The sequence below is a fragment of the Microbispora sp. NPDC049633 genome (assembly GCF_040675265.1).
GTDB classification, from domain to species: Bacteria; Actinomycetota; Actinomycetes; order Streptosporangiales; family Streptosporangiaceae; genus Microbispora; species Microbispora maris.
The window spans coordinates 1-26635 of record NZ_JBFAOO010000051.1; the positions used below are offsets into that span (position 1 = coordinate 1).

At 70.8% G+C, this 26635-nt stretch carries 29 protein-coding genes, 1 tRNA gene and 1 pseudogene; 17 read left to right on the forward strand and 14 right to left on the reverse strand.

All coding sequences use genetic code 11. From position 1 onward, the window contains the following. Nucleotides 1-69: 69 nt before the first annotated feature. From AB0J39_RS15930 to AB0J39_RS15940, 3 genes and pseudogenes are all read right to left on the reverse strand, one after another. Nucleotides 70-288: pseudogene (locus AB0J39_RS15930) on the reverse strand (PHP domain-containing protein); the annotation flags it as partial. A 79-nt stretch (nt 289-367) separates the two neighbouring features. Beyond that, complete coding sequence (locus AB0J39_RS15935) at nt 368-634, reverse strand: DUF6504 family protein (protein WP_079314666.1); 267 nt, start codon at nt 632-634, stop codon at nt 368-370. 122 nt (nt 635-756) lie between these two features. Further along, nucleotides 757-1998 carry a hypothetical protein gene (locus AB0J39_RS15940; protein ID WP_363464815.1) on the reverse strand — a complete coding sequence of 414 codons (1242 nt, stop codon included), beginning with the start codon at nt 1996-1998 and terminating at the stop codon, nt 757-759. A 228-nt stretch (nt 1999-2226) separates the two neighbouring features. Between AB0J39_RS15940 and AB0J39_RS15945 the strand changes: the two genes are divergently transcribed. From AB0J39_RS15945 to AB0J39_RS15960, 4 genes are read left to right on the forward strand one after another with little or no spacing between them, the layout of a single operon-like run. Next, entirely contained in the window at nt 2227-3009 is a 783-nt protein-coding gene (locus AB0J39_RS15945) for a 5-oxoprolinase subunit PxpA (protein ID WP_363464818.1), read from the forward strand. Further along, nucleotides 3006-3620 carry an allophanate hydrolase subunit 1 gene (locus tag AB0J39_RS15950; protein WP_363464819.1) on the forward strand — a complete coding sequence of 205 codons (615 nt, stop codon included), beginning with the start codon at nt 3006-3008 and terminating at the stop codon, nt 3618-3620. Before AB0J39_RS15945 ends, AB0J39_RS15950 begins: the two co-directional genes overlap by 4 nt. Nucleotides 3621-3640: 20 nt before the next feature. Then, complete coding sequence (locus tag AB0J39_RS15955) at nt 3641-4570, forward strand: biotin-dependent carboxyltransferase family protein (protein ID WP_363464918.1); 930 nt, start codon at nt 3641-3643, stop codon at nt 4568-4570. Continuing rightward, nucleotides 4570-5355: a putative hydro-lyase gene (locus AB0J39_RS15960; protein ID WP_363464822.1), complete on the forward strand. Its 786-nt coding sequence runs from the start codon at nt 4570-4572 to the stop codon at nt 5353-5355. Before AB0J39_RS15955 ends, AB0J39_RS15960 begins: the two co-directional genes overlap by 1 nt. Nucleotides 5356-5369: 14 nt before the next feature. Here AB0J39_RS15960 and AB0J39_RS15965 read toward each other — a convergent pair whose 3' ends face one another. Then, nucleotides 5370-6107 carry a GntR family transcriptional regulator gene (locus AB0J39_RS15965; protein ID WP_182908688.1) on the reverse strand — a complete coding sequence of 246 codons (738 nt, stop codon included), beginning with the start codon at nt 6105-6107 and terminating at the stop codon, nt 5370-5372. Between the two features lie 112 nt (nt 6108-6219). Between AB0J39_RS15965 and AB0J39_RS15970 the strand changes: the two genes are divergently transcribed. From AB0J39_RS15970 to AB0J39_RS16010, 9 genes are all read left to right on the forward strand, one after another. Further along, a complete protein-coding gene (locus AB0J39_RS15970) occupies nt 6220-7371 on the forward strand; it encodes an ABC transporter substrate-binding protein (protein WP_363464825.1) in 1152 nt (383 codons plus the stop codon). Nucleotides 7372-7375: 4 nt separating this feature from the next. After that, entirely contained in the window at nt 7376-8212 is an 837-nt protein-coding gene (locus tag AB0J39_RS15975; RefSeq protein WP_363464828.1) for an ABC transporter permease, read from the forward strand. Continuing rightward, the gene (locus AB0J39_RS15980; RefSeq protein ID WP_363464830.1) at nt 8200-9087 is read left to right on the forward strand and encodes an ABC transporter permease subunit; all 888 of its coding nucleotides are present in this window, start codon (nt 8200-8202) and stop codon (nt 9085-9087) included. Before AB0J39_RS15975 ends, AB0J39_RS15980 begins: the two co-directional genes overlap by 13 nt. Beyond that, entirely contained in the window at nt 9084-10166 is a 1083-nt protein-coding gene (locus AB0J39_RS15985) for an ABC transporter ATP-binding protein (protein WP_363464832.1), read from the forward strand. Before AB0J39_RS15980 ends, AB0J39_RS15985 begins: the two co-directional genes overlap by 4 nt. Next, on the forward strand, nt 10156-10842 hold the full coding sequence (locus AB0J39_RS15990; RefSeq protein WP_363464834.1) for an HAD family phosphatase: 687 nt from the start codon (nt 10156-10158) through the stop codon (nt 10840-10842). The genes AB0J39_RS15985 and AB0J39_RS15990 overlap by 11 nt, the downstream gene beginning before the upstream one ends. 24 nt (nt 10843-10866) lie before the next feature. Beyond that, entirely contained in the window at nt 10867-11220 is a 354-nt protein-coding gene (locus AB0J39_RS15995; protein WP_363464837.1) for a helix-turn-helix domain-containing protein, read from the forward strand. Between the two features lie 486 nt (nt 11221-11706). After that, on the forward strand, nt 11707-12234 hold the full coding sequence (locus AB0J39_RS16000; protein ID WP_363464839.1) for a hypothetical protein: 528 nt from the start codon (nt 11707-11709) through the stop codon (nt 12232-12234). A 596-nt stretch (nt 12235-12830) separates the two neighbouring features. After that, complete coding sequence (locus tag AB0J39_RS16005) at nt 12831-13898, forward strand: zinc-binding alcohol dehydrogenase family protein (RefSeq protein WP_363464840.1); 1068 nt, start codon at nt 12831-12833, stop codon at nt 13896-13898. Between the two features lie 82 nt (nt 13899-13980). Next, entirely contained in the window at nt 13981-14943 is a 963-nt protein-coding gene (locus tag AB0J39_RS16010; RefSeq protein ID WP_363464842.1) for a quinone oxidoreductase, read from the forward strand. Here AB0J39_RS16010 and AB0J39_RS16015 read toward each other — a convergent pair. The 8 genes from AB0J39_RS16015 to AB0J39_RS16050 all read right to left on the reverse strand — a co-directional run bounded on the left by AB0J39_RS16015 (nt 14933) and on the right by AB0J39_RS16050 (nt 21501). After that, a complete protein-coding gene (locus AB0J39_RS16015) occupies nt 14933-16162 on the reverse strand; it encodes a glycosyltransferase (protein ID WP_363464845.1) in 1230 nt (409 codons plus the stop codon). The two genes, AB0J39_RS16010 and AB0J39_RS16015, sit on opposite strands and share 11 nt — an antisense overlap. 159 nt (nt 16163-16321) lie before the next feature. Then, on the reverse strand, nt 16322-17374 hold the full coding sequence (locus tag AB0J39_RS16020; RefSeq protein WP_363464847.1) for a helix-turn-helix domain-containing protein: 1053 nt from the start codon (nt 17372-17374) through the stop codon (nt 16322-16324). Further along, complete coding sequence (locus AB0J39_RS16025) at nt 17374-18174, reverse strand: ABC transporter permease subunit (RefSeq protein ID WP_363464848.1); 801 nt, start codon at nt 18172-18174, stop codon at nt 17374-17376. Before AB0J39_RS16025 ends, AB0J39_RS16020 begins: the two co-directional genes overlap by 1 nt. Beyond that, nucleotides 18155-19063 carry an ABC transporter ATP-binding protein gene (locus AB0J39_RS16030; RefSeq protein WP_363464850.1) on the reverse strand — a complete coding sequence of 303 codons (909 nt, stop codon included), beginning with the start codon at nt 19061-19063 and terminating at the stop codon, nt 18155-18157. The genes AB0J39_RS16025 and AB0J39_RS16030 overlap by 20 nt, the downstream gene beginning before the upstream one ends. A gap of 92 nt (nt 19064-19155) precedes the next feature. After that, complete coding sequence (locus AB0J39_RS16035; protein WP_363464853.1) at nt 19156-19548, reverse strand: DCC1-like thiol-disulfide oxidoreductase family protein; 393 nt, start codon at nt 19546-19548, stop codon at nt 19156-19158. Nucleotides 19549-19558: 10 nt separating this feature from the next. Further along, nucleotides 19559-19705 (reverse strand): hypothetical protein, encoded by a 147-nt coding sequence (locus AB0J39_RS16040; protein WP_363464856.1) that lies wholly within the window; start codon nt 19703-19705, stop codon nt 19559-19561. Then, on the reverse strand, nt 19705-20658 hold the full coding sequence (locus AB0J39_RS16045) for a cobalamin biosynthesis protein (protein ID WP_363464919.1): 954 nt from the start codon (nt 20656-20658) through the stop codon (nt 19705-19707). The genes AB0J39_RS16040 and AB0J39_RS16045 overlap by 1 nt, the downstream gene beginning before the upstream one ends. 36 nt (nt 20659-20694) lie before the next feature. Continuing rightward, complete coding sequence (locus AB0J39_RS16050; RefSeq protein ID WP_363464858.1) at nt 20695-21501, reverse strand: aminoglycoside phosphotransferase family protein; 807 nt, start codon at nt 21499-21501, stop codon at nt 20695-20697. A gap of 167 nt (nt 21502-21668) precedes the next feature. Here AB0J39_RS16050 and AB0J39_RS16055 point away from each other — a divergent pair, with 167 nt between their 5' ends. The 4 genes from AB0J39_RS16055 (at nt 21669) to AB0J39_RS16070 (ending at nt 24820) form a co-directional block, all read left to right on the forward strand. Beyond that, on the forward strand, nt 21669-22547 hold the full coding sequence (locus AB0J39_RS16055; protein ID WP_363464860.1) for an alpha/beta fold hydrolase: 879 nt from the start codon (nt 21669-21671) through the stop codon (nt 22545-22547). Nucleotides 22548-22709: 162 nt separating this feature from the next. Further along, a tRNA-Arg gene (locus AB0J39_RS16060) sits at nt 22710-22783 on the forward strand. 553 nt (nt 22784-23336) lie between these two features. Next, nucleotides 23337-23780 (forward strand): HNH endonuclease, encoded by a 444-nt coding sequence (locus AB0J39_RS16065; protein WP_363464922.1) that lies wholly within the window; start codon nt 23337-23339, stop codon nt 23778-23780. Next, a complete protein-coding gene (locus AB0J39_RS16070; RefSeq protein ID WP_363464863.1) occupies nt 23777-24820 on the forward strand; it encodes a hypothetical protein in 1044 nt (347 codons plus the stop codon). Before AB0J39_RS16065 ends, AB0J39_RS16070 begins: the two co-directional genes overlap by 4 nt. 113 nt (nt 24821-24933) lie before the next feature. Here AB0J39_RS16070 and AB0J39_RS16075 read toward each other — a convergent pair whose 3' ends face one another. Then, nucleotides 24934-26343: a tyrosine-type recombinase/integrase gene (locus AB0J39_RS16075; protein WP_363464865.1), complete on the reverse strand. Its 1410-nt coding sequence runs from the start codon at nt 26341-26343 to the stop codon at nt 24934-24936. Further along, a complete protein-coding gene (locus AB0J39_RS16080; RefSeq protein ID WP_363464867.1) occupies nt 26343-26537 on the reverse strand; it encodes a helix-turn-helix domain-containing protein in 195 nt (64 codons plus the stop codon). Before AB0J39_RS16080 ends, AB0J39_RS16075 begins: the two co-directional genes overlap by 1 nt. Nucleotides 26538-26635 lie beyond the last annotated feature (98 nt).

The following is a 26635-nucleotide window of genomic DNA, read 5'->3' on the forward strand; positions in this document are numbered from 1 at the left end:
TGATTAGGGGTGTCATTCCGTTCGGCACGGCGTAAGAACCCCGCCCATCATGTGGTCCGTCTTGCCCCCCGGACCGAGGGCCAGATCCACGCCGGCGACCGGGCGGACACCCCGCTCGTGGCACGCGATGACGTGCTTGATCGCGCCGTAGAGGCCGTCGCGGTCGGTCAGCGCCAGCGTGTCCATGCCGTGCTCGGCGGCCCGCCGGACGAGGGCGGCGGGGAACGCGGTGCCGTACCGCAGCGAGAAGGCGGACGCCACGTGCAGGTGGGCGAAGGCGTGCGTCACCGGCGCGCCCCCGTCCGTCCCCCGGTCCGTCCTCCAGCGGCCCGTCCCCCGGTCGTCGTGGGTTGCTGGAGCGTTCCCATCAGTCCCAGGCCCTCAGCAGGAGCCATCCGCCGCTGGCGGTGTCGAAGCGCAGTTCATAGGTCCCGACCTCCTTGCCGGCCGCGGCCCCCAGTCGCCAGAAGCGCCGCTCGCCGGGATCGGCGTCCGAGGTCTTCCACCATTCCCTGGCGACCACCCAGTGGTCCTGGATCTCGCGGACGGTGTAGAGCCGGTCACGCCAGACGAACTGAGCAGGGTGCCCGTCCCGGACCCACACCTCGATCGGATCGCCGTAAAGTCTGCTCAAGACTCCTTCTCCCTGTGGCTTTCTGGCCACCCGGGGGAAGACGGGCGGATGATTCGGGCAGAATCGCCGCTACTTCGAACATACGTTCCCAGGAGGGTGAACGCAAGTCGGCGGGCGCGTGTTCAGTCGGCGAGCCAGACGCCACTGCCCTGGTAGGGCGGCTCCTCGCGCTCGGTGTCGTCGGCCGCCACCGCCCAGACGCGGGCCGTCCCCGGCTGCCTCACGACGGCCGCCACCCGGGTGTGCCCGAGCGGCCCGGCCGGAAACGTCCCGTACGTCCACTTGCCGCCCGACAGGTGACCGACCGCCGTGTTCCACTCGGTCTTGGAGTAGAACAGCCAGAACCCGCCCCGGCCGTCGGCCTCCAGCCGCACGTGCGGGTCGAGCCCGGGCTCGGACGGCAGGCTGTGACTCCACCGTCCGTTCTCCCGCCGCAGCAGCAGCGTGCGGCCGCAGTAGGTCACGTCTTCCTCCTGGACGCCGCAGACCCACGCGATCCAGCCGACGGCCGCCACCCGGCCCGACTCGTCCACGGCGAGGTCGACGAGCTCGGAGAGCTGGTTCCGGTGCAGCACCGGGACCGCGGGCAGCGGGACCATGCTCCAGGACCAGCCGTTCCACCGGGCGACGGCGGCCCGGCCACGACTGGAACCGGCGGCCCAGACCTCGCCGCCGGGCAGGCCGCCGACGTCCTTGGCGACCAGCGGCGGCCGCGCCTTGCGCCAGGCGGCGCCGTCCCAGTGCCGCAGATCCGACCAGGAGCCCCAGGCGCCCTCGGCTCCCCCGGCCCCGTCCAGGAAGTTCGCGTTCACGATCGCCCAGACGTCGCCGGGGCCCGCCGCGTGCACCCGCTTCAGGTCGGCGCCCGGGCCGGGCGCCGCGGTCCATTTCCGCCCGTTCCAGCGCGCGGCGTTCTCCCCGCCGAACAGCCACACGTCGCGGTCGGACGACGCGGCCATGGCTCTCGGCTCTGGCACCATCGGCGGGGCCGCGACCTCCTGCCACCGCCCGCCGTCCCCGCGCAGCAGCAGCGGCGTCCCCGTCTCGGGCCCGCAGGCGCGGGGCACCCGGGTGCCTGCCGCCCACACGGTCCCCTCGCGGGTCACGGCCAGGCCCCTGAGCCGGTCGCGGTAGTCGTAGTACGCCGCGCGCCACGCTCCGGCCCGCCCGTCCTCCCCGCCCGGCTCCGGCGTCGGCGACCCGGTCAGGCAGGAGGGCGACGGGCGCTCCCGCACGGCGGGCTCGCCGCTCACGGCGTCGGACTCGTTCCAGGTCTCGAGATCGCGGGGCGTGGGCGACGCGCATGCCGCCGGCAGGATCGCCACGGCCAGCGCCGCCGTCACTGCGAGAATCCGCGTCCGCATATCCGTAGGACGCGGCGGCCGGTCATCCGGTTCTGCCGGAACGACAGGCCCAGGTCGGCGAGCCCAGATCGGCCAGCTCGGATCGGCCAGCTCGGATCAGCAGGGTCAGGCCGGCGGGCTCAACCGGTGTGTTCCGGGCAGGCGGCCGGGAGGCGGCCCGCGTCCGGGCGCTTACCATCTACCTCGGCTGGAACTATCCCAGCGGAATCAGCGCACTCTGGAGCTGACGTGCCCTACCGAACCACGCGCATCGACCTCAACTCGGACCTGGGCGAGGGCTTCGGCCAGTGGAAGCTCGGCGACGACGAGGCGCTGCTGTCGATCGTCACGAGCGCCAACGTCGCCTGCGGCTTCCACGCGGGCGATCCGGTGATCATGCGGCGCACCTGCGAGACCGCGGCCGCGCGCGGCGTGGTGATCGGCGCCCAGGTCGGCTACCGCGACCTGGCGGGCTTCGGACGGCGCTTCATCGACGTGCCGCCCGCCGAACTCGCCGACGATGTCATCTACCAGATCGGGGCGCTGGACGCCTTCGCGCGGGTGGCGGGCGCCCGGGTCAGGTACGTCAAGCCGCACGGCGCGCTCTACAACGCGATCGTGCACCACGAGGCGCAGGCCGCCGCGGTGGTCGCGGCCGTGCGGGCCTACGACCCCGGCCTGCCCGTGCTCGGCCTCCCCGGCTCGGCATGGCTGCACCAGGCCGGCCGGGCCGGCCTCACCACGGTCGCCGAATGCTTCGCCGACCGCGCCTACACCCCGGAGGGCACGCTGGTGCCGCGCGGCACGCCGGGCGCCGTCCTGCACGACCCCGCCCGGGTCGCCGAGCGCAGCGTGCGCATGGCCAGGGGAGAGCCGATCGAGGCGATCGACGGGACACCGCTCACCGTCACGGCCGACTCGATCTGCGTGCACGGCGACAGCCCCGGCGCCGTCGCCATGGCCGTGGAGGTCCGCGACGCGCTCAGGGCGAACGGCATCGGCCTGGCGCCGTTCGCCGGGGAGAGCCCGTGAACGCACGGCTGCACCGCTGCGGCGAGCACGCGGTCCTGGTCGAGCTCGACCGGCTCGAGGAGGTCGTCGCCCTCTACGACGCCCTCGCGGCCGACACCCCTCCCGGAGTCGTGGACATCGTCCCCGCCGCGCGGACGGTGCTCGTCCGGTTCGAGCCGCCCGCGCGCCACTCCGCGGTGGAGTCCGCCGTCCTGGCCGTACGGCCCGCCGGAGGCCGCCGTACGACGGCCGAGGAGGTGGTGATCCCGGTGGTGTACGACGGCGACGACCTCGGCGACGTGGCCGCGCTGACCGGGCTCACCGAACGCGAGGTCGTGGCGGCGCACACCGGCACCCCCTGGACCGTCGCCTTCTGCGGGTTCGCCCCCGGCTTCGGTTACCTGATCGGCGGCGATCCCCGGCTGGCCGTGCCACGGCGGCCGGAGTCGCGCGTACGCGTGCCCACCGGCGCCGTGGGGCTCGCCGGGGAGTTCAGCGGGGTCTACCCCCGCGAGTCGCCGGGCGGGTGGCAGCTGATCGGGCGCACCGAGACCGTGGTGTGGGACATCGCGGCCGATCCGCCCGCCCTGCTGCGCCCGGGGGTCCGGGTGCGGTTCACGGAGGAGTCGTGAACGAGTCCCGGCGTGCGCTGATGGTGCTGGCTCCCGGTCCGCTCACCACCGTGCAGGACCTCGGGCGGCGCCGGCACAGCCATCTCGGCGTCGGCCGTTCCGGCGCCGCCGACCGCGGCGCGCTGCGGCTGGCCAACCGCCTGCTGGCCAATCCCGAGGACGCGGCCTGCCTGGAGGTCACGCTGGGCGGGCTGGAGGTGCGCGCCACCGGCGACCTGCTCGTGGCGCTCACCGGCGCGCCCTGCCCCGCCACCGTCACCGACGCGGGAGGGCGCTCGCGCGGCATCGGGCACGCGTCGGTCGAGCGCCTGCCGGACGGGGCCACGCTCCGGCTCGGCGTGCCGCCGCGCGGGCTGCGGACCTATCTCGCGGTCCGCGGCGGGATCGACGTGCCGAAGGTGCTGGGGTCGCGGGCCACCGACCTGCTTTCGGGGCTCGGCCCGGAGCGTCCCTCGCCCGGATCGGTGCTGCCGGTCGGGCCCGCGCCGGAGGACTTCCCCGTGGCCGATCTCGCGCCGGTGCCCGCGCCCGAGTCCGGCGTCCTCACGCTGAGCGTGCTACCAGGGCCGCGCCACGACTGGTTCACGCCGGAGGCGCTGGCGGCCCTGTGCGCCGAGCCGTACGAGGTCACCGCGCACAGCGACCGCGTCGGCATGCGCTTGCGCGGGCCCCGCCTGGAACGGGCGCGCGAAGGAGAGCTGCCGAGCGAGGGCATGGTCCCCGGCGCACTGCAGGTGCCGCCGTCCGGCCAGCCGACGCTCTTCCTCGCCGATCACCCCGTGACCGGCGGATACCCCGTCATCGCCGTGCTGCGCGACGCCGACGTGGACCGGGCGGCGCAGGCCCGCCCTGGGCAGCGCATCCGTTTCCGGGTGGCCGGCGGCTTCCGGGTGGCCGGCGGCTTCCGGGTGGCCGGCGACGAACGGCCCACCGGCCCGGGGAGGCCCTGATGGAACTCGACCCCGCACGTCTGACCCCCCGCGAGGCGCGGGAGCTGTTCCGGGGAGGACTGGTCACCCCCACCTCCGGCTGGGCGGCGGGATGGGCGCAGGCCAACCTGATCGCGCTGCCGAGGGACCGGGCGTACGACTTCCTGGTGTTCGCGCAGCGCAACCCGCGCCCCTGCCCGGTGCTCGCCGTCACCGAGCCGGGCGAGCCGTTCGCGTCGATCTTCGACGGCGACCTGCGCACCGACCTGCCCGCCTACCGCGTCTACCGGGACGGCGTGCAGGTCGCCGAGGTTTCGGATGTGACGTCCTACTGGCGGGACGACCTGGTGGGATTCCTCATCGGCTGCAGTTTCACGTTCGAGGCCGCGTTGCTGGAGGCCGGCGTCCCGGTCCGTCACATCGAGGCGGGGACCAACGTGCCGATGTACCTGACCGACCGGCCGTGCGTCCCGGCGGGCGAGCTCTCCGGGCCGCTGGTGGTGTCGATGCGCCCGATCCCCGCCGCGCTGGTGCCCGCCGCGGTCCGGGTCACCTCGCGCTACCCGGCCGTGCACGGCGCGCCGGTGCACGTCGGCGACCCCGCCGCGCTCGGCATCGCCGACCTCGCCACGCCCGACTTCGGCGACCCGGTCGAGGTGCGCGACGGGGAGCTGCCGGTCTTCTGGGCCTGCGGGGTGACGCCGCAGGCCGCGGTGATGCGGTCGCGCCCGCCGTTCGCCATCGGCCACGCGCCCGGCCACATGGCGATCACCGACGCCCGCGACAGCGCCTACCTGGTGCCCTGAGGCGGCCCGGCAGGTCAGTCGCCGGCGCGGCGGACGAGGGGGTTGGCGGCGGTGGAGTTGCGGATGCTGAAGGTCACGCTCCCGGCGCGGTAACGGTCGTCGGAGGACTCGACGGGCCGGCCCTCCTGGGTGGTGGTGACGCGGCGCTGGCGCAGCAGAGGACTGCCCCGCCGCACGCCGAGCAGCCGGGCGTCCTCGCTGCCGGCCGCCACCGCGTCGATCAGGTGCTCGCCGTACGCGAAGACCAGGCCGACCGACTCGTAGAGCTCCTGGGTCACCGACTCGCAGTCGGGGTCGAGCCGCTCGACGGCGGGGGCGATCCAGCCGGCGTAGACGGTGCGCTCGACCAGCACCGGCTCGCCGTCGAGCCGCCGCAGCCGCAGCACGGCGAGCACCTCCTCCCCCGGCTCGAGCGACAGCCGTACGGCCTCGGAGGGCGAGCACGGACGGCGCCCGGAGGACAGCACGGTCCCGCTGGCGCGGTAGCCCATCGAGCGGGCCCACTGCGCGAAGCTGTGCAACTCGGCGAAGCTCTGGCTGCGCTCGCTGCCGAGCACGATGCGCCGGGCGCCCTGCCGGGACCCGACCAGCCCCTCGGCGGCGAGCAGGGCGACGGCCTGGCGGACGGTCCCGCGCGCGGCGGCGTACCGTAAGGCCAGCTCAGCCTCGGAGGGAAGCTGAGCGCCTATCGGATAGTCCCCCCTGACGATGGCGTCCCGCAGGTCACTCGCGATCTGTTCGTAGCGCGCCATCGTGCTGAGCCCTTCCGTTCACGCGACTGACATCGATATGCGACTTACTGGCTCTGGCTTGTTTGTACAAGTTCGCCTAAGTTCGATCCACGCACCATAGTGGGAGGGACCTTTGTCCACACGTACCGCCGGCCTCGTGGCCGCGCTCACGATAACCACCTCAGTGATCGCGGCCTGCGGCGCCGCCCCGACGACCGCCGGGGGCGGCTCGGGATCGGGCGACTCCAAGGCCGCCTCCGCGACCTCCGCCCAGGACTTCGGCGGCATGGACAAGCTGGTGGAGGCCGCCAAGAAGGAGGGCCGGCTCAACACCATCGCGCTGCCGCCGGACTGGGCCAACTACGGCGAGGTCATCAAGGCGTTCGAGGCCAAGTACGGCATCAAGATCACCAATGACAACCCCGACGGCTCCAGCCAGGACGAGATCAACGCGGTCAAGACCCTCAAGGGCCAGGACCGCGCCCCCGACGTGCTCGACCTCGGCAGCGCCTTCGCGCTCAGCGGCGCCCAGGAGGGCCTGTTCGCGCCGTACAAGGTGCAGAGCTGGGACAAGATCCCCGACGGGCAGAAGGAGAGCGGCGGCGCCTGGTACTACGACTACGGCGGCTACATCTCCATCGGCTGCGACGCCAAGCGGGTCAAGACCTGCCCGCAGACGTTCGCCGACCTGCTCAAGCCCGAGTACAAGGGCATGGTCGCGCTGAACGGCGACCCGACCAAGGCCGGCGCCGCCTTCGCCGGCGTGTACGCCGCCTCGCTCGCCAACCAGGGCTCGTTCGACGACATCCAGCCCGGCATCGACTTCTTCAAGAAGCTCAAGGAGAACGGCAACTTCAACCCCGTGGAGGCCACCCCCGCCACGGTCGAGAAGGGCGAGACGCCGATCACCCTCGACTGGGACTACCTGCAGGCCAGCTACGCCAAGGAGTTCGCGTCCAAGGGCGTGGACTGGAAGATCGCGATCCCCTCCGACGGGCAGTACGCCAACTTCTACGCCCAGGCGATCAACAAGTGGGCGCCGCACCCCGCCGCCGCCCGCCTGTGGCAGGAGTTCCTCTACAGCGCCGAGGGCCAGAACCTGTGGCTGAAGGGCTACGCCCGCCCGGTGCTGCTGCCGTCCATGCAGGAGGACGGCAGCGCGGACGCCGCCATGGTCGACCAGCTCCCCAAGGTCGAGGGCACCCCCTCCTTCCCCACTCCGGACCAGGTCAACAAGGCCAAGGAGGTCCTGGCGAGCGGGTGGGGCGCGGCGGTCTCGGGCTGAGACCGTGCGCGACAGCCGTACGCGATCGAAGAGCCGGTGGGCGGCCGCGCCGCTGCTGGTCTTCGCCGTCATCGTCTTCGGCGTGCCGATGCTGGTCCTCCTCGGTGGCACGTTCACCAAGGAGGGCTCGCTCAGCACCGCCAACCTCACCGAGTCGCTCCAGGGCGCGTACCTGACCGCACTGCTCGGGAGCGTCAAGATCTCGGCGCTCGTGGCGGTGCTGGGCGGGGTGCTCGGCACCTTCCTCGCCCAGGCCGTGGTGACCTCCAGGTTCCGGGCGCTGCGCGAGGCGGTGCTGACCGCCTCCGGTGTGCTGGCCAACTTCGGCGGCGTGCCGCTGGCCTTCGCCTGGATCGCCACGCTCGGCAACTCGGGCGTCGTCACCACCACGCTCGGCCTCGGCCAGCACGGGTGGAGCCTGTACAACTTCTGGGGTCTCACCCTGGTCTACCTGTACTTCTCCATCCCCCTCCAGGTGCTCACGGTCGTGCCCGCGCTGGACGGGCTGCGCCCGCAGTGGCGTGAGGCCGCGCAGAACAACGGCGCGAGCACCTGGCAGTTCTGGCGGTACGTCGGGATCCCGGTGCTGACCCCGGCGCTGCTCGGCGGGGTCGTGCTGCTGTTCGGCGGCGCGTTCTCGGCCTACGCCACGGCGCAGGCCATGGTCGGGTCCACCGTCCCGCTGGTCACGCTGAAGATCGCAGACGCGCTCACCGGCAACGTCCTGATCGGGCACGAGAACGTCGCGCTGGCCCTCAGCCTCGACATGATCGTGGTCGCCGGGCTGGTCATGGCCGTCTACCTCCCGCTGCAGCGAAGGAGCGCCCGATGGCTTCGCTGACCCCCCAGGTTTCCACACAGGTGACCGCACAGGTCGCCCCCGGAACGGCGCCCGCGCGCGGCGGCCGGCCGCGCCGTCCCCGGGTGTGGCGCGGCGTGGTCCTCGTGCTCGCCGCCGTCTACTTCCTCGTCCCGCTGATCGCGTCGTTCGTCTTCACGGTGAAGGCTCCCGACCGGGGCTTCTCGCTCGACGCGTACGGCCAGATCTTCTCGGCCGAGGGCTTCGGCGGCAGCCTCCTGCTGTCGCTCGGGCTCGGGCTCGCCACGATCGTGCTGGTGCTGCTGCTGACGCTGCCCGCCGTGGTGGCCGTACGGCTCGGCGCGCCGCGGCTGCGGCCGGTGCTGGAGGTGGTCTGCACGCTGCCGCTGGTCGTGCCCCCGATCACGTTCGTGGCCGGGATCAGCACGGTGCTGCGGTGGGGGCCGGACTACCTGGCGAGCACGCCCTTCTACCAGACGATCATCGCGCTGCAGAACCCCGGCTTCCCGGTGGTGCTCGTGCTCGCCTACGTCGTGCTCGCGCTGCCGTTCGCCTACCGCTCGCTCGACGCGGGCCTGGGCGCGATCGACGTGCGCACGTTGTCGGAGGCGGCCAGGAACCTCGGGGCGTCGTGGCCCCACGTGCTGCTGCGGGTGATCATCCCGAACATGCGGTCGGCGATGGCCAGCGCGTCGTTCCTCACGCTGGCGCTGGTGCTCGGGGAGTTCACCATCGCCCGGTTGCTCAGCTTCGAGACCTTCCCCAACTGGATCTACCGGATCTCCGGCTCACAGGCGCAGGTGTCGGTGGCCGTCTCGGTGTTCAGCCTGCTGATCACCTGGCTGCTGCTGCTCGCCCTGTCGTCCGCCGGCGCGAGGCAAAGGAGTGGATCATGAACGGCGCCCGGGTCGAGTTCCGCGGCCTGCGGCGGCGGTTCGGCAGCACGGTCGCGCTGGACGGGCTCGACCTCACGGTGGAGCCCGGCGAGCTGATCGCGCTGCTCGGCCCGTCGGGATGCGGCAAGACCACCGCGCTGCGCTGCCTGGCCGGTTTCGAGCAGCCCGACGAGGGCGAGGTCCTGGTGGACGGCGCCGACATCACGCGCGTGCCGGCCAACCGGCGCGACGCCGGCATGGTCTTCCAGTCCTACAGCCTCTTCCCCAACCTCAACGCGCGGGACAACGTGGGCTTCGGCATGCGGGTGCGCAAGGTGCCCGCCGCCAGGCGACACGCCCGCGCGCAGGAACTGCTGGAGCTGGTCGGCCTGCCCTCGGTCGGCGACCGCTACCCCCACCAGCTGTCCGGCGGTCAGCAGCAGCGCGTGGCGCTGGCCCGCGCGCTCGCCCTGGAGCCCAGGGTGCTGCTGCTGGACGAGCCGCTGTCGGCGCTCGACGCCAAGGTGCGGGTCACGCTGCGCGAGGAGATCCGCCGCCTGCAGCTCTCCCTCGGCATCACGACGATCTTCGTGACGCACGACCAGGAGGAGGCGCTGTCGATGGCCGACCGCGTCGCCGTGCTGCGCGACGGCCGCCTGGAGCAGGTCGCCGGCCCCGCCACGTTGTACGACCGGCCGGCCACCCCGTTCGTCGCCGAGTTCGTCGGGGCGATGAACCACCTGCCCGGCCTGGTGTCGGGCGACCGGGTCACGGTCCTCGGCCAGACGCTGCCGGTGGAGGGGCCGTCCCCGGACGCCGCGCGGGCGGACGTGCTCGTGCGGCCCGAGGCCGTGCTGGTCACCCCCGACGGCGAGGGCGACGGGATCGTCATGGTCTCCTCGTTCCGCGGCTCCACCGCCCGGCTGCGGGTCCGCCTGGGCGACGGCACCGAGGTGCTCGCCGACGTGCCCGGGCACGACTCCGCGCGCTTCGCGCCCGGCACCGCCGTACGCGTCGGGCTGGTCGAGCGGCCCGTGCTCGTGTCGGCCCGTACGGAGACCGGAGCCGCGGCGGCGGTCCCCGAACCCGATGTCGTCTAGAGAGCGCCCGGCGGCGGTCCTGTTCGACATGGACGGCACGCTGGTGGACACCGAGGGCCTGTGGTGGGACGCCTGCGTGGAGGTCGCCTGCGGCCTGGGCTCCCCTCTCGGGGAGGCCGACCGGAAGGCGTTGTACGGCCTGTCGGTCGAGGACGCCGCCCTGCACATCACCGCCGCGCTGGACACCGCCGGGGGTCCCGGGGGTCCCGGGGCACCGGCCGTCGAGGCCATGCTGACGGAGGCGTTCACCGTCCGGCTCGGAAGCGGGGTGACCACGCTCCCCGGCGCGGTCGCGCTGCTGGAGGCCCTGCGCGCGGCCGGGGTCCCGGCCGGGCTGGTCAGCGCGTCCCCCCGGCCGGTCGTGGACCTGGTGCTGGAGACCGTCGGCGGGCACCGCTTCCGGCTGTCGGTGGCCGCCGGGGACAGCGCCAGGAACAAACCGGCACCCGATCCGTACCTGGCCGCCGCCGCGCGGCTCGGCGTCGACCCCGCCGCGTGCGTGGCGATCGAGGACAGCCCGACGGGCGTCGCCTCGGCCCGGGCCGCCGGGTGCGCCGTCATCGCGGTCGGCCTCCCGGTCACGGCGAGCGGCGTGACGACCGTGCCGACGCTGGAAAGCGTCGACCTGCCGCTGCTTCGCCGGCTGGCCTCTGGACCGGTTCCCCCAGGGGCATAAGTTCCTTTTGGATATCTTCACGGCATGAACACCGTGTGCGACGGCCCCAAGGACGTCTACTCCGCCGCCTGCCCGTGCCGCGACATGCTCGACCTGCTGGCCAACAAGTGGAGCGCGCTGGCCCTGGGCGCCCTGGAGGACGGGCCCCGGCGCTTCGGCGCGCTGCGCGCCCGCCTCCAGGGCGTCAGTCCCAAGGTGCTCACCCAGACGCTGCGCCGCCTGGAAGACCACGGCCTCGTCCATCGCGAGGTGTATCCGGAGGTGCCGCTGCGCGTGGAATACAGCCTCACCTCGCTCGGCAGGGACGCCAACGTCCCCCTCGCCCACCTGCGGACGTGGGTGGAGCGCAACATAGGCCGCTTCCCCGGCTCCGACTAGTTCACCGCTCATGCCGGGCTCGGCGTGGATCGGTTGTGAGCGGCTTCGTCGATCCGCTCGCTCACGTTAGTGAGCACCACCATGCGCATCGCAAACTCCCGACTTGGCACACTTGAGTGAGAGCATGTGCGGCGGCGGCACTGGCCGTCTCTTCGGGTCACTGTTCAGCGCCCGATCGCCGGCTCCGGCCAATACTCCGGCCGCACTCATTGATCTTTGATGTGTTGTCGCTGGTAGTGGGATTGGCGAGCGTGGGTCTGGTGACGTCTCCGCCACAGGGACCAGCGGCGGACGTGCCGTTCGTTGGTGGGTGGCCGGGTCCACAGGGCGAACAGGCGGCGGATCTCATTGGCAGAACCGACCGGCCTGCGCCGTTGGGCCGCCGGAAAAGCTCGGGGTCAACCTACGCCTCTAGCAGAGGCACGATCCTTATGATACTCATGAATCGCGCGCATATCGTCGGTAAGGATCTCAGGAGGGAAACCCGTGGCATCCACTGAGGCGCGCGACGACGCGCTGTTCAACAAGTTCGTGGCGTATTTCCAATCGATCCATCCACGCGCCACCGGACCGGAACTCGAAGGCCTCTACGGCGCCATCGACGACAAAGCATGGCTCGAAACCATTCTCTCGAAATTCGATACTCAATGGTCGCCACCCAGCGGCGTTGAGCGCGTCAACCTATCGGCGTTCAGGCACAGCGTTATGGCGTTGGCCAAGGTCGAGGGATTGCTGCTTCATCTGAACGTGAGGCTGGAGACAAAGGGGATCGCGAAGAGATTCGAGGGAAACGCGTACGGACCCGTGCTCAACGTATTCTCCGTCACTGGGGGCACGCTGTATTACAACGACATCAGCGATCTACGCGGTAGTTGCGACCTCGAAGTCAACATATTCCACATCTATACCAACTTCAACTTCATCCGCGACGCAAGGATATTCGCGACCTATCAGGCCGCTGGTATCCCGATGGGAGGCGTTCTATGGGGCGAGGGAAGGTGGCAGGAGCTGTAGGGCTGCCCGAAGTGCCGCAGCTGCCCGCCACGTGGCCGGCAGCTCAGCGGCGCCCGGCCGACGGCGAAGGCTGACCACGAAGCTCGCCGTCAGCCTGCCGCATTGTGACATGAGAGCCCATCTCTTCCGGTGCAGCTTGAACCGCCTTCTCAACTAGTACGGCGGCAGCACTTAGTGATCTTTGAGGTGGCGTCGCTGTGGTGGAGCGCATCGGGCAGGATAGGGCGGTGCTGATGGTGGACCTGTACCTGCCTCAGGCGCGGACCGACGATGCCGACCGGTGCCGACGAGCGGGAGTACCCGCAGAGGCTGGAGTACCAAGCACCCCCAGGGGCTTCGCGAGCGCGCGGTCTGGGTGGTTCTAGGTCCGCCGGCAGACCGGCGGCACCCCGCGGCCACCGCCCGAGTAGCCGGCCTGCTCACGTTCACCGGCGAGGCACTGCGCGACGGACACTGCCCTGCTAGACCTGCCGCCTGGACGGTTCCCATCGGGTACTCGTATCCCTTGCGGGTAACCAGACTCCGGCGGGTACCGTCCCACAGTCACCGCGCCGCCGTGCGATCCGCACCGGCCGCCTGCAATGTGGGAGGACCTCATGAGTGAGCACCCGAGCACGACCCTGTCCGCCGTACCCGCCGTCATGCGCGCCGTCGCCTACCGGCGCAGCCTTCCCGTCGACGACCCGGAGAGCCTCCTGGACGTCGAGCTGCCGGTGCCCGAGCCCGGCCCGCGCGACCTGCTGGTCCGGGTGGAGGCCGTCGCCGTCAACCCGGTGGACTACAAGGTCCGGCGCAACAGCGATCCGGGCGGCGAGCCCAAGGTGCTCGGCTGGGACGCCGCCGGCACCGTGGTCGCCGTGGGCGGCGAGGTGGAGCTCTTCGAGGTCGGAGACGAGGTCTACTACGCCGGCGCGATCGACCGGCCCGGCGCGAACTCCCGCTTCCACGTCGTCGACGAGCGCATCGCCGGCCACAAGCCCGCCACGCTGTCCTTCACCGAGGCCGCCGCGCTGCCGCTGACCTCCCTCACGGCCTGGGAGGGCCTGTTCGAGCGGCTGGGCCTGCGCGGCGACGCCCTGCCCCACGACGCGGACCAGACCGGGACGCTGCTGGTGACCGCGGCCGCGGGCGGCGTCGGCTCCATCGTCGTGCAGCTCGCACGCGCCCTGACCGGGCTGACCGTGATCGGCACGGCCTCCCGGCCGGAGACCGTGGAGTTCGCCCGCCGGATGGGCGCCCACCACCTGGTGGACCACCGCGCGCCGCTGGCCAAGCAGCTGGCCGAGGTCGCGCCGGACGGCGTGGACTTCGTCTTCAGCACGACCGGCACCGACCGCAACCTCGCGGCCTACGCCGAGGCGCTCACCCCCTTCGGCCGGATCGTCGCCATCGACGACCACGACTCCCTCGACATCGGCGTGCTCAAGCCGAAGAGCATCGCCTTCCACTGGGAGCTCATGTTCACCCACTCGCTGTTCAAGACCCCGAACCAGGTGAACCAGCACCGCATCCTCGACCGGGTGGCGCGGCTCGTCGACGCCGGGGTCGTCACGACCACCGCCAACCTGGACCTCGGCCCGGTCAACGCCGCCAACCTGCGCGAGGCCCACCGCATCCTCGAATCGGGCACCGCGATCGGCAAGATCACCCTCACCGGCTTCTGAGGCCCGCCGTACCGGGGCCCGGAACAATTCGCCGGGACCGGCCGGTTGAGGGCATTCAGGAGAGACCAGACAGGAGCCGCGCATGCATGCCATCGTCGTCCCCGCGTACGGTGATTCCTCGGTGCTGGAGTACGCCGAGCGTCCCGACCCCGAGCCCGGCCCCGGTGAGGTGCTGGTCGAGGTCGCGGCGACGGGCGTCAACTTCATCGACGTCTACCACCGCGAGGGCCGCTACCCGATGCCGCTGCCGCTGGTGCCCGGCAACGAGGGCGCCGGCACGGTCACGGCCGTCGGGCCCGGTGTGACCGACATCGTGCCCGGCGACCGGGTCGCCTGGGCCAGCGTCATGGGCTCATACGCCACCAGGGCCGTGGTCCCGGCGGACAGGGCGATCCGGCTCCCCGACGGGCTGTCGCCGGACCTGGCGGCGGCGGTGCTGCTCCAGGGGCTGACCGCGCACTACCTGACCCACTCCACGTACGCGATCCGGTCGGGTGACGACGTGCTCGTGCACGCCGCGGCCGGCGGCATGGGCCTGCTGCTCGTGCAGATGGCCAAGCTCCGCGGCGCCCGCGTGATCGGCACGGTCTCCAGCGCCGAGAAGGAGAAGCTCGCCCGGCAGGCGGGCGCCGACGAGGTCGTCGGCTACGAGGGCTTCCCCGAGGCCGTGAAGGAGCTCACCGACGGCGCCGGGGTGCACGTCGTCTACGACGGGGTCGGCGCCGCCACGTTCGACGGATCGCTCGCGTCGTTGCGGCCGCGCGGCATGATGGCGTTGTACGGCGCGGCCAGCGGGCCCGTCCCGCCGTTCGACCCGCAGCGGCTCAACGCGGCCGGGTCGCTGTTCCTGACCCGGCCCACCCTCGGGCACTACACGGCCACCCGCGAGGAGCTGCTGTCCCGGGCGAACGACCTGCTCGGCTGGGTCGCCTCCGGCGCGGTGAAGGTGCACGTCTCCCAGCGCTACCCGCTGGCCGAGGCCCGGCGCGCCCACGACGACCTGGAAGCCCGGCGGACGACCGGCAAGGTGCTGCTCATCCCCTGAGCGTCCCCTCGGCCCCCATGGCGACCAGCCGCCGGGCGGCGGCCGCGGCGCCGTCGGTGCGCACCTCGCGGGCGACGGCTCCGGCGCGGGCCGCCACGCCGGGACCGAGGACCTGGCTGAGCGCCGTGGTGAGCGACTCGGCGGTCGGCGCGGCGGGCGGGTGCGCGGTCCCGATCCCGAGTTCGCCGACCCGCCGCGCCCAGTAGTGCTGGTCGTAGTGCTGCGGCAGGACGACCTGGGGCGTCCCGGCCAGCGCGGCGGCGGTCGTGGTGCCCGCGCCGCCGTGGTGGACGACGGCGGCGACCCGGGGGAACAGCGCCCGCTGGTCGGCCTCGTCGATCGCCAGGCAGCCGGGCCCGTCGTCCGCCGGGGACAGGCCGGCCCAGCCGCGGAGCACGACCACGCGGCGGCCGAGTGCGCGGGCCGCGTCCGTCACCGCCGCGGCGATGCCCTCGGGCGCCCGGATGCTCCCGAAGCCGACGTAGATCGGCGGTTCGCCGTCGTCGAGGAACTTCTCCAGTTCCGGTGGCAGCGGGCGCCGCTCCGGCAGGATCCAGGCGCCCGTCTGCACGACGTCGATGTCCGCGGGCTCGGGCCAGGGCCCCAGCGCCGGGTCGGCGGCCAGCCAGGGCCGGTCGGTGAACATGTGTCTTCTGGTGTCCGTGACCGGAGCCAGGCCGGCCGACGCCCGGTGGGCGTTGAGCGCGGCGCCGACGGTGCCGTTCCAGCGCCGCGCGTCCTCGGCCCAGAGCGCGCGGTTGCCGGCCGTCGCGTCCGCCGGGCCCTGCCCCCAGACGGGCACGGGCGCATGGTGCGACGACGGCAGCGTGACCGGGCAGTAGCTCACGTAGACGTAGCCGATCCCCAGCTGCTCCGCCACCGAGCGGGCGGCCATCGACATGGCCCCGCCTCCCACGATGACGTCGCAGCCCTCGGCCGCCGCGGGGATCGTGGCGAACTGGACGGCGATCGTGCCCTCGATCATCCGCCGGCGTTGCTCGGGCGTGGGCGGAGCCTGGACCCGTGGGGCGGCCGACGCGACCGCGCGCAGCTCGGGCCCGATGGGCACGACGGGGAATCCCAGGCGCTCGATCCACTCGCGGAAGTCGGGCGGCACGCACAGCCGGGCCTCATGCCCGAGGGCCCGCAGCTCCACGGCCAGCGCCACCATCGGCTGGACTTCCCCCCGCGTTCCGATCGTGGACAACAGCACGCGCATGTGCACTCCCCTGTGACGGCATGGCGAACGTGAGCCTGCCCGCGGCCGTGTGCCGCACCGGGCGATCCGGCTGACGGCCTCCGATTCTGCGGCGTCACCGGGGTCTTGCCGCAAGCCCCCTCGTCGCCTATACGTTGAAAGTGGCGGGGGATGATCCGATCAGGCCAGAGGGTGAGCCGGCCACTCCAGGAGGCGGGCCCCGAGCACGGCCGTCTCCAGCGTGAACCGCTGGGTGGGGTCGCTCGGCGAGAAACCGGTCAGCCTCCGGATCCGCTCCAGCCGGTAGGTGATCGCCCGGGTGCTGACGCCGAGCCTGCGCGCCGCCGCCGTGTGGTTGCCCTGGGAGGCGAAGACGGCCTCCAGCGTCTCCAGCAGCGCCTCGGGCCCGCCGCGCGCGGAGGTCAGCGGCCCGAGCACGGTGGAGACGAGGTCCACGATCGCCTCCCTGTCGCGCAGCAGCACCGGGAAGACCAGCAGGTCGGCCGCCCTCAGCACCTGGGCCCGCAGGCCGAGGCGCTCGCCGAGGTCGATGGCGCCCGCCGCCTCGCGGTAGGAGGTGACGATGCCGCCGGGGCCCTGGTGGGGGCGGCCCACCCCGGCCCGCCAGTCCGTCAGCGCGGCGCGTACGTGGTGGGTGAACTCGCCGCTCGCGGCGGTCAGCGCGGCCGGGGACACGCACACCAGCAGACCGTCGCGGACGGCGACCAGGATGTTGTGCGAGCCGAACCGGGCCACCAGCGCCTGCTCGATCCGCGCGGCCATCGGGTCGCCCGGCGCCACCGGGACGCCCGGCCTCGCCACGGTCACGACGTACGCCCCGGCGAGCCGCAGGCCGAAGTGCTCGGCCCGCTCGGCGTCCGCCCTGCCCTGCAGCAGGTCGTCGACGAACAGGCGGCGGGCCTCCTCCTCCTGCCGGAGGGCGGCGCGCTGGGCCTCCTCATAGCCCTCGATGTAGGCGGCCACGCCCCGGCGTACGGCGCCGAACGCCCCACCGGCGGTGAGCTCGGCGGCGTGCAGGCAGGCGTCGGCGAGCACCCGCAGCGGGATGCCGCGCTCGGCGGCGAGGGCGCCGCACTCGCGCAGGCCGTCCATGTCGGCGCGGCCGGGCAGCCTGCCGGTGGCGGCCGACGCGGCCAGGACCGACAGGAACCCGCCGAGTAAGTCGGCGGGCACCCCGGTCGCCTCGCTCACGCGAGCGAGAACGCTGTCCATCAGACTCCTACGTCACGCCGTTCGAAGGCGAGCAGCGCCGTCATGAGCAGGACGGCCGTCGCACCCAGCAGCACAAGGTAGTCACCGTACGGCCAGCCCTGGTAGAGCGGCCTGCCGTCGAGGTAGTAGTGGACGGGCGAGATCCAGCGCAGCCAGGAGATCGCGTCGACGTTCCTGCCCATGGTCTCCACGACGTAGCCGGCGACGCCCCACACGCCGACCACGGCGAGCGCGACCTGTTTGCGCCCGAAGGCCGCGCCCACGGCCAGCGTGAGCGTCCCGAAGAACAGCACCAGCAAAAACAGTCCCGTGTGCGCGGCGAGGATGCTCCCGAACGGGACGTCCATCCCGGCGGCGGACGACGCCCCGGTGGCGACGGCCAGCGTCACCAGTGCCACGGCGAGCAGGCCGAGCGCCAGCGCGGCCCAGCGCTCCAGCAGCAGCCGCCTGCGGTCGACCGGCAGCGTCAGCGTGAGCTCCAGCGTCTTGGCCTCCTCCGGGCCCGCGATGGCCCGGTTGCCGAGGATCGCGGCGCACATGGTGAACAGCAGCGGGCCGAGCATCTGGTAGGCGACCGCCTGCAGATAACCACGCCCGGTCGCGATGTCGGACATGCCGCCCATCAGGTCTCTGAACGCGCCGGGATACTTGGCGATCGCCTGCGCGCTGAACGTCGCGGGATCCTTCATCATGCTCGCGTAGATCGAGATGTACATCGTGAGGAACGCGCACAGCCCGACCGTCCACCCGATGAGGGCGCGGCGATACTCCCTGAGACTCTTACGCACCAGCGTGGGCATGACGGCCCTCCTCCTCGCTGTAGTAGGTCAGGAAGATCTCCTCGAGGTCCGGCTCCGCGCTGACCATGTGGACCACGGTGTGGCGGGCCGCCGCCTTGATCAGCGCGTCCGGCCTGCCGTCGATCGTGCAGCGCAGGCTCGCGCCCTGCACGACCACGTCCCGTACGCCGGGGAGACCCTCGAACGACTCGGCGGGTACGGGCGCGTCGAAGTGGAGCTCCACATGCCGTACGGCCCGCTCGCGCAGCGCCGCGATGTCCTCGACGGCGACGAGACGACCCGCGCGCACGATGCCCACGCGGTCGGCCACGTGCTCCACCTCGGCGAGCACGTGCGACGACATCAGGATCGTGTGGCCCGCCGTGCGCGCCTCCCGGACCATGGCCAGGAACTCCTGCTGCACCAGCGGGTCGAGCCCGCTCGTCGGCTCGTCCAGGATGAGCAGCTCGGGCTCATGCATGAACGCCTGGATGAGGCCGACCTTCTGCTTGTTGCCCTTGGACAGCTCGCCCATCCTGGCCGACAGGTCCGCGTCCAGCCGCTCGGCCAGCTCGTCGATCCTGCCGCGGTTCACCCCGCCGCGTACGTCGGCGAGGAACTGGAGGTACTCGCGGGCCCGCTCCCTGCCCTCCAGGGCCAGTTCACCCGGAAGGTAGCCGATCCGGGCGCGGACGCGCGGATCGCGGGTATCGGCGCCGAGGACGCTCGCCCGGCCGGACGTCGGCCGGATCACGTCCAGGAGCAGCCGGATCGTCGTCGTCTTGCCGGCGCCGTTGGGGCCCAGATAGCCGAACACCTCGCCCGGCCGGATCTCGAGGGTGAGGTCCTCGAGGCCCCGTCTCGTACCGTAGAACTTGGTCAGTCCTTCGGTCTCCACCACTGCTGTCATGCCGCAATGGTGGCGCTCCCGTCAGGCGCGGGGTATGCCCGCTTCCGGACACTTGCCGGTCTTCTTCGTTCGCACCTTCGGCAAAGCGGAGGTCAGGACGTGCCGCAGGTGGTGGAGCCGGGCAGCAGGTGGCGGTAGCGGGAGACCAGCCGGTAGCCCGCCTCGGCGAGCCAGCTCACCGGCGGCGTCAGCATCACCCGGCCGGCGGCGCGCCAGGCCACGACCGGCTGCAGGGCGAGAAGCAGCGCGACGGCGCGCGCACCGTGGGCACGCAGCCCGTCCGGCCCGAGGAGCTGCACGGACGTCGTGACCTCCTCGCGCGTCAGGCCCGCCGCGCCGAGGTCGAGGCCCTGCCAGGCCCGCACGGCGGGCATGTACGGCAGGAACCGGTGCCCGGCGTTCACGCACGTCTGGCAGAAGGCGCAGTCACCGTCGAAGACCAGCAGGACCCGGTTTTCTCCGCTCTCTCCGCTTTCTCGGCCCATGCCATCGAACCTACCAATCCTGGGACGGATCATTCCGGTCTCGCGGTGGCGGCACGGGCCGCCGTGACGCCCGCAGGGCCAGCACCGCGACGATGATCACCGCGACCCCGACGCTGAAGACGACGGCGAAGACCAGCAGCAGGACGAGTGCACCCATCATCGGCCCCTTCGGTGGTTTCGGCTGAGAGCGAGCCGGGCGGCGACGGCCAGGCCGACCGACGCGTACGACACCGCGCGCGCCAGCCGTACGGACCTGCGGATGTCGGAGACGGCCGGGCGGGGGCCGTCGCCCAGCTCCGGGCGGTGCTCCACCCTGCCGCCGTAGTCGTTCGCCCCGCCGAGACGTACGCCGAGGGCGCCGGCGAAGGCCGCCTCGCAGCGGCCGGAGTTGGGGCTGGGATGGCGGTGCCCGTCCCGTGCGAGAACGGCCGCGGCGCGACGCGGGGAACCGCTGGCCAGGCCGGCGAGGCCCGCCGTGAGCAGGGCGGTCAGCCGGGCCGGCAGGTAGTTGGCCACGTCGTCCAGCCGGGCGGAGGCCCAGCCGAACCTCCCGTAGCGCGGCGACCGGTGGCCCACCATCGCGTCGAGCGTGTTGACCGCGCGGTAGCCGAGCAGACCGGGCACCCCGAAGACCGCACCCCACACGAGCGGAGCGACGACGGCGTCCGAGGTGTTCTCCGCGATGGACTCGACCGTGCCCCGCGCGAGCTCCGCCGCGTCCAGCCCGGACGGGTCGCGCCCGCACAGGTGCGGGAGACGCGCGCGGGCGGCGGCCAGGTCGCCCTCCTCCAGCGAGTGGGCCATCAGCGCGCCCTCCCTGCCCAGCGTCGTGCCGCCGAGCACCGCCCAGGTCGCGGCGGCGGTGACCACGGCCCGCGCGACCGGGCTCGACCGCGTCAGCCGCTCCGCGATGACCCCGGTGGCCGTGGCGGCGCCCACGCAGACGGCGGTGTAGGCCACGCCGGCTAACCGCGAGTCCCGATATATGCGCTTCTCGAGGGCGGCGGCCCGGCTTCCGAACACCGCCACGGGATGACCGCGCCGGGGATCGCCCACCGCGGCGTCGATCGCGGCCCCGGCGAGCAGCCCCGCCGCCGTGGCACCGTCCATGATCCGGATCACGCGGGCATTCTGCCGTACGCCGTGTCAGGAGCCCGGCAGCAGGCTCCCCTGGATGGCGTCCTCGTTGGCGTCTAGCCAGGCGGCGGCGCGCCTGATCCGCCCACCCGCGCCGCCGGCCCACATGCGCGCCCAGCCGCCGCCGAGCGTCCGGGCCCGGTCCCGCATGAGCGCGTAGGAGCGGCCGAACCGGATCCTGGCCGTCTCCACCAGCATGAGCCGGTCCCGTGCGGACAGGCCGTACGCGTCGCAGAACAGCCGGACGCGGGACGCCGCGTCCAGGGACCCCTGCAGCGGGTCGCGGTCCACCGGGTCGGCGAGCGGGGCCCAGTGCCGCACCGTGGTGACCACGTCGAACAGCCGCGTCGTCGGCCTGGCCAGGTCGAAGTCGATCAGCGCGTACGGCAGCAGTCCCTGTGTCGTCTCCCGGAAGACGACGTTGGCGGGGGTGACGTCACAGTGCCCCACGAGCTCGGCGGGTCCCTCCGGCGCCGAGCCGTCCTCCCAGCTCGCGCCGGGAGGCGGAGTGAACGACGCCGCCGCGTCGTGGAAGCGCCGCAGCAGCCGGGCCGCCGCCGTCAGCGCCTCCTCGCTCACCGCGTACGCCGGCAGGGGATGCGCGGGCACCACGCCCTCGACGTACGTGAGGATCGCCCTGCCCCGCTCGTCGGTCCCGAGGAACCGGGGCGCACCGTCGAACCCCACGGCCTCCAGATGCCGCAGCAACGCGTGGACGGCAGGCGACGAGGGCCGCATCGGCCGCCGCACGGTCGCCCCCACCCGCACGACCCCCTCGGAGACGTCTCCGATGAGCGGGATCTCGCGTACGGACATGGCGCTGGATTTTAGCCTCGCAGGCGATCAAATTTCCGCCCGAAGGCACGAAGTACGGGAAAACGTCTCGCCACCCGGACGATCGTCCACGCGTTGAGAAACTCCCTATCGTTATGCAACATTCCCTATTACTCTCCCATAGAGAAACTTAGGGAAGGAAGGCGGGCATGACTGCCACCGACATTTACGTCACCGGCGAGGGCGAGCGCGAACTGCGGGAGCGGTACCAGGAGCTCCTCACCCGCTGGCCGGTCCCGAGCGAGCGCCTGCGCATCCCGACCCGGGAGGGCGAGACCTCCGTCATCACCTCCGGCCCTCCGGACGCCCCGCCGCTGCTCCTGCTGCACGGCTCCAGCACGACCTGCGTGATGTGGCTGGGCGACGTCGCCACCTGGGCGCCGCATTTCCGGGTCTACGCCGTCGACCTCATCGGCGAGCCGGGCCCGAGCGCTCCCTCACGTCCCCCGCTGGACTCCGAGGCGTACGCGCTGTGGCTGGACGACGTGCTGGACGGGCTGGGACTGTCGCGGGTGTCACTGGTGGGGGCCTCGCTGGGCGGCTGGCTCGCCGTGGACTACGCGATCCGGCGCCCCGGCCGGGTCGAACGGCTCGCGCTGCTGTGCCCGGGCGGCATCGGCCGGCAGAAGGCGGGCTTCGCGTTCAGGGCGCTGTTCCTGCTCCTGTTCGGCGAGCGGGGACGGCGGCGGCTGCTCAGCATGGTCATGGGAGATGCCCCATCCGACCCGCGCTTCGCGGCGTATCTCGACTACGCGGCCCAGATCGCCCGGCACTTCAGGCCGCGCAGGGAGAGGCTGCCGGTGTTCGGCGACGAGGCCCTCGGCGGCCTAGCGATGCCGATGTTCGTGATCGTCGGCGGCCGGGACGTCCTGCTCGACTCCCGCGACACCGAGCGCCGCCTGCGGCGCCTGGTGCCCCACGCCACGGTCCGCCACCTCCCCGACGCTCCGCACGGCCTGCGCGGGCACGCGGAACCCATCCTGGCCTTCCTCCGCGACAGCACGGCGAGTGCCGGCGGCGGGCGCTGAACCGGCTCCTCAAGGCGAGCACCTGAGCGCATCGGCGCAGGCCGGGCGGCTCTTTGACGGGCACGGCCACCAGGCTCGGAGGCCCGCACGAGGCGCGCTCCGGCCCATGTCCGGGAAACCGGGTGTGTACCCGGTCCCCGGATCATGCAGAATTAGGCACGAGCGCCCTTAGCTCAGCTGGATAGAGCATCGGACTTCTAATCCGACGGTCGGGGGTTCGAATCCCTCAGGGCGCGCTCCCTTTCAACAGCGGAAACCCCCGCTCACCTGCACTGATGCGGTGTCGCGGGGGTTCATCCTGTCCGGCTGTCTACGATTGGCGATCACTGCCTGCGGGTGCTCTTGCCCAATGCGTGCCCACGAGTCGCGCCAGAGGTCTTGCCGGCCAGTCCCCTGGCGGATGCCAACGGGGTAATCTCGTGCCCCTCGTCGCCCATGCCACGTAATCTGCCGCCTGTGCAGACACCAAGCACAGACAAAGACGGCAGCCGGCAGCGCAATCCACCATGGGCGTTGGATGAGATCGTCCTGGCATGCGACCTGGTCGCTTCGAATGAGTGGCGTGGACTACGTCCGCAACATCCTGAGGTCTTAGCGCTATCTGAGCTGCTGCAACTGCTCCCCCTGCACCCGCTTGCCGAGCGTGAGGGGACGTTCCGCAACCCAGCAGGGGTGGCCCGGAAGACGTGGGACATCGCCACTCAGCACCCGGACTACACAGGCAGCACAACGAACGGCAACAGGCTAGACAAACAGGTCCTGCAAGCTTTCATGGAGCGGCCAGGAGAGATGCGGTCAGCGGCACGGGCAATCCGTACAGGGCTCCTGAACGGTGCACTACTCGATCTCCCGCCCGTGGACGAGGAAGGAGACGAGGAAATCAGCGCCCTAGAAGGGCGGTTGCTGCTTCGCCAGCACGTGACGCGGGAGCGCAACGGCAAGCTGCGTGCCAAAAAGATCGCGACAGTGCGAGCATGCGCCGACGAACTCGCCTGCGAGGTCTGCGGATTTAACTTCGAGCATGTCTATGGCCCTCGCGGAGTTGGCTACATCGAATGCCATCACGTTGTCCCACTCCACGCGTCAGGAGCCACGACAACCAAGCTTGATGACTTGGCCTTGCTGTGCTCTAACTGCCACAGAATGATCCACAGACAGCCGCCGTGGCCTACCCCAGGCGAGCTACGGCAACTCATCGAAAGCCGAACGGTCCTACGAGGGGAATCACGATGACAGACACAGACTCCTTGAAGGGCCAGATATTTGAGTGGCTGGCGCAACGCGGTTACCCGCTTGAAATGAGAGCTGCGCGCGAGCTTTACCGATCGCAGGCATCGGTCGAAGTATCTATGCCCTATGTCGACCCAATCGAAGGCACCGTCAGAGAAACCGACATAGTTGCGAATTGGACAATTGGGAAACGAAATGGAGGCGATATAGTCACACATTACGCAAACCTAAGACTAGCCATCGAATGCAAGGCAACCACAGCCCCTTGGATTTTTTTCGCACACGACCCAGAGGGAGGTTTAGCGTATGACGCAAGCCTCGTCGCCGCCGACGTACCCCACAATTTGAACTACACGGATCGCCAAGAAGACATAGAGATAGCAGTATGCGCTCAAGCCGTAATGGAGGACATGTCTCTATTCACCAACTTCACCGATCTAGCCTACACGGTGGTCGAAAAAAGTAGCGACCATAAGCGGCAAAACGGTGGTCAACCACGGGCATTCGATGCAGTACGCCAAGCAGCGTCGGCAGCGCATGGCGTACTAGCCGGAGAATTTATCCCCACCCTAGTAATCCCCGTCGTGCTAACCACCAGCCCTCTCTTCAAATGTCATCTGGATACGCGAGGCGAGATAATTCTAGAGGCCACGGACTATGCGTCAATCCTAGTTCACACCTCTTCCGAACTTAGCGCCCTTACCTTCGTCGTCAACGCCAACCAAATACACAGCCTGATAGTATTCTGCGAAGAAGCAGTAGCCGCGTTCGAGCGCGATCTATCGGTGTTCTCTAAGCACCTATCAGGACTCAACGCTACACCGAAGTTCAAAGCAACGCCAAAGGTACCGGAGCATCCCCTCATCTACCCACGCCGCTGGGCCGCCGATCGACATAAATTGATAATAGAGAGCTTCGAGAAAGGCATCCTACCGAAGGAATTGGACGAGAAGCTAGAAGCAGTTAAAGAACGAGTAGCTGCATTCACAAAGACGCTAGATGAAGAGACAGCTCCTAGCTTGCCCTCCAGCAAGAGCGATTAGTCCGCACATACGTCATGGGCACGGATAGAGTTAAGGCGAAGCTGCGACTACCGTTCTCACTACACGTGCAGGGCCACCAGAGTATCTGGTGACCCTGCATCAAAGTTGGCCAGTCAGTCCCTCAAGGCTGCCGAGATGCGGCGACGGGCCAATTCGTCTTGCCCCACAATGCACTTTGCGTAGATCCGCAGGAGGACTTCTACGCTGTGGCCTGCCCATTCCGCGACCTGGGTAGCCGGCACTCCGGCGTTAAGCCAGGTAGAAACACAGGCGTGCCGGAGATCGTAGACGCGCTTAGCAAGCGGTGATCGTGCCTCTGTCGCACTGAGGGCGTTTTCTCGGGCTTTACTCCACACACGCCTGTAGGTGATGCCAGGCAGTTCTCCTCCGTGCACGCCCGTAAAGAGTCGTCCCCCGCGCCCATCGCCGAACTCAGCAAGGTGAGCACGGAGGATCGTGGTGAGTTCGGGCGGGCACGGGACCGTGCGGGCGTGGCCGTTTGCCCGATGCTTGAGTGGTCGTTCCTCGCGGAGGCTGCCGTCGTCGGTCCATTCGCGGCCGGCGAAGGGGGCCGCGCTGGCGAAGTGGAGCTCTCCCCAAGCGTCTGCGGATTCTTCCATCTGCTCGGTCTCGGGGTTCCAGACGAGATCGGGGAGCATGACGTTGTCTTCGCGGAGGTTGACGACTTCCTCGGGGCGCAGAGCGGCGTAGTACATGATGGCGAAGAACGCGACCAGGCGCTTGCCGCTCGGTTTCTGATCTGCGACCGCAGCGAGCAAGCGGCGGGCCTGGGAGTGGTTGACCACGCTTCGCCGGTCCACCTCGTAGGTGACCTGGGGTGGCTTCCACTTGAGCGACTTCATGGGATTTGCAGTCAAGAGCTGCAATTCCACGGCGTAGTCTAGGGCGTTTTGCAAGATGGTCTTGTTTCGCCGAATCGTGCTGGTGGCTGCCTGCTTGCCATCCAAGCGAGTGCCGGCGGTGTCGAGCATGGTCCGGACGGTCGCGGCCTCAGCGAGCGCAGACACGGGCGCGGTGTTGTTAGCGAGCCAGGCGAGCGCGTCGGCAATGTCGCCGACAGCGTGGTCCCGCTGTTTGGTGTTGAAGGCCCACCGGCGCATGGCCGTGCGGAGAACCAGGTCATCCGGTTTCCGCTTATCGCTATTGAGCAGGGCTGGGGTGGCGGCGGTTAGGGCGCGGGCGATGTCTTGCCGGTACTTGGCTGAGGCGGATTTCCATTTTAAGTCGGCGAACCGGCAGGCGAATTCGTACCAGCTCATTTCTGGTTGGGCGGTCCTGCCCCATCTCACAGGCTCGCCAGTCAGTAGGCTGAATGCCTCGCCGTCCCGCGCTGCGGTTACAAGATTGCTTCGGTAGGTGTCCGCCTGGGCGCTCTTCTGAAAACTCTTCTTCCATGGCTTACCGGCTGTCGTCCACCGCACGCGGTATGAGGTGATTTTTCCCGCTGCGTTCTTACGGATCTCGGTCTTGTATATCCGCACGTCGTAGGTGGTGCTCGCCATTAAGCGGCGTCCTCTCGGGATGCGAGCCAGCGGTCAAGCTCCGCACGGCGTACGCGGAGGCTTCCGTTGGGCAAAGTGATGCACTTGGGTGCGCGGCGCTTGGCGCGCCACTCATAGAAGGTGGATCGGGAAATACCGAGTTCGTCGCAGACCTGGGGAACGGTGAGGGGCTTGGTTCCCGTGCTGGTGGCCATGGGTCGCGTGTCCTTCCGGGTCAGGGTCGGCGGGAAGTAGGGCGACGCCTGGGTGATGTGGTCCCGGCGAGCGTGCCAAGGTTGTTTCGTGGGTGTGG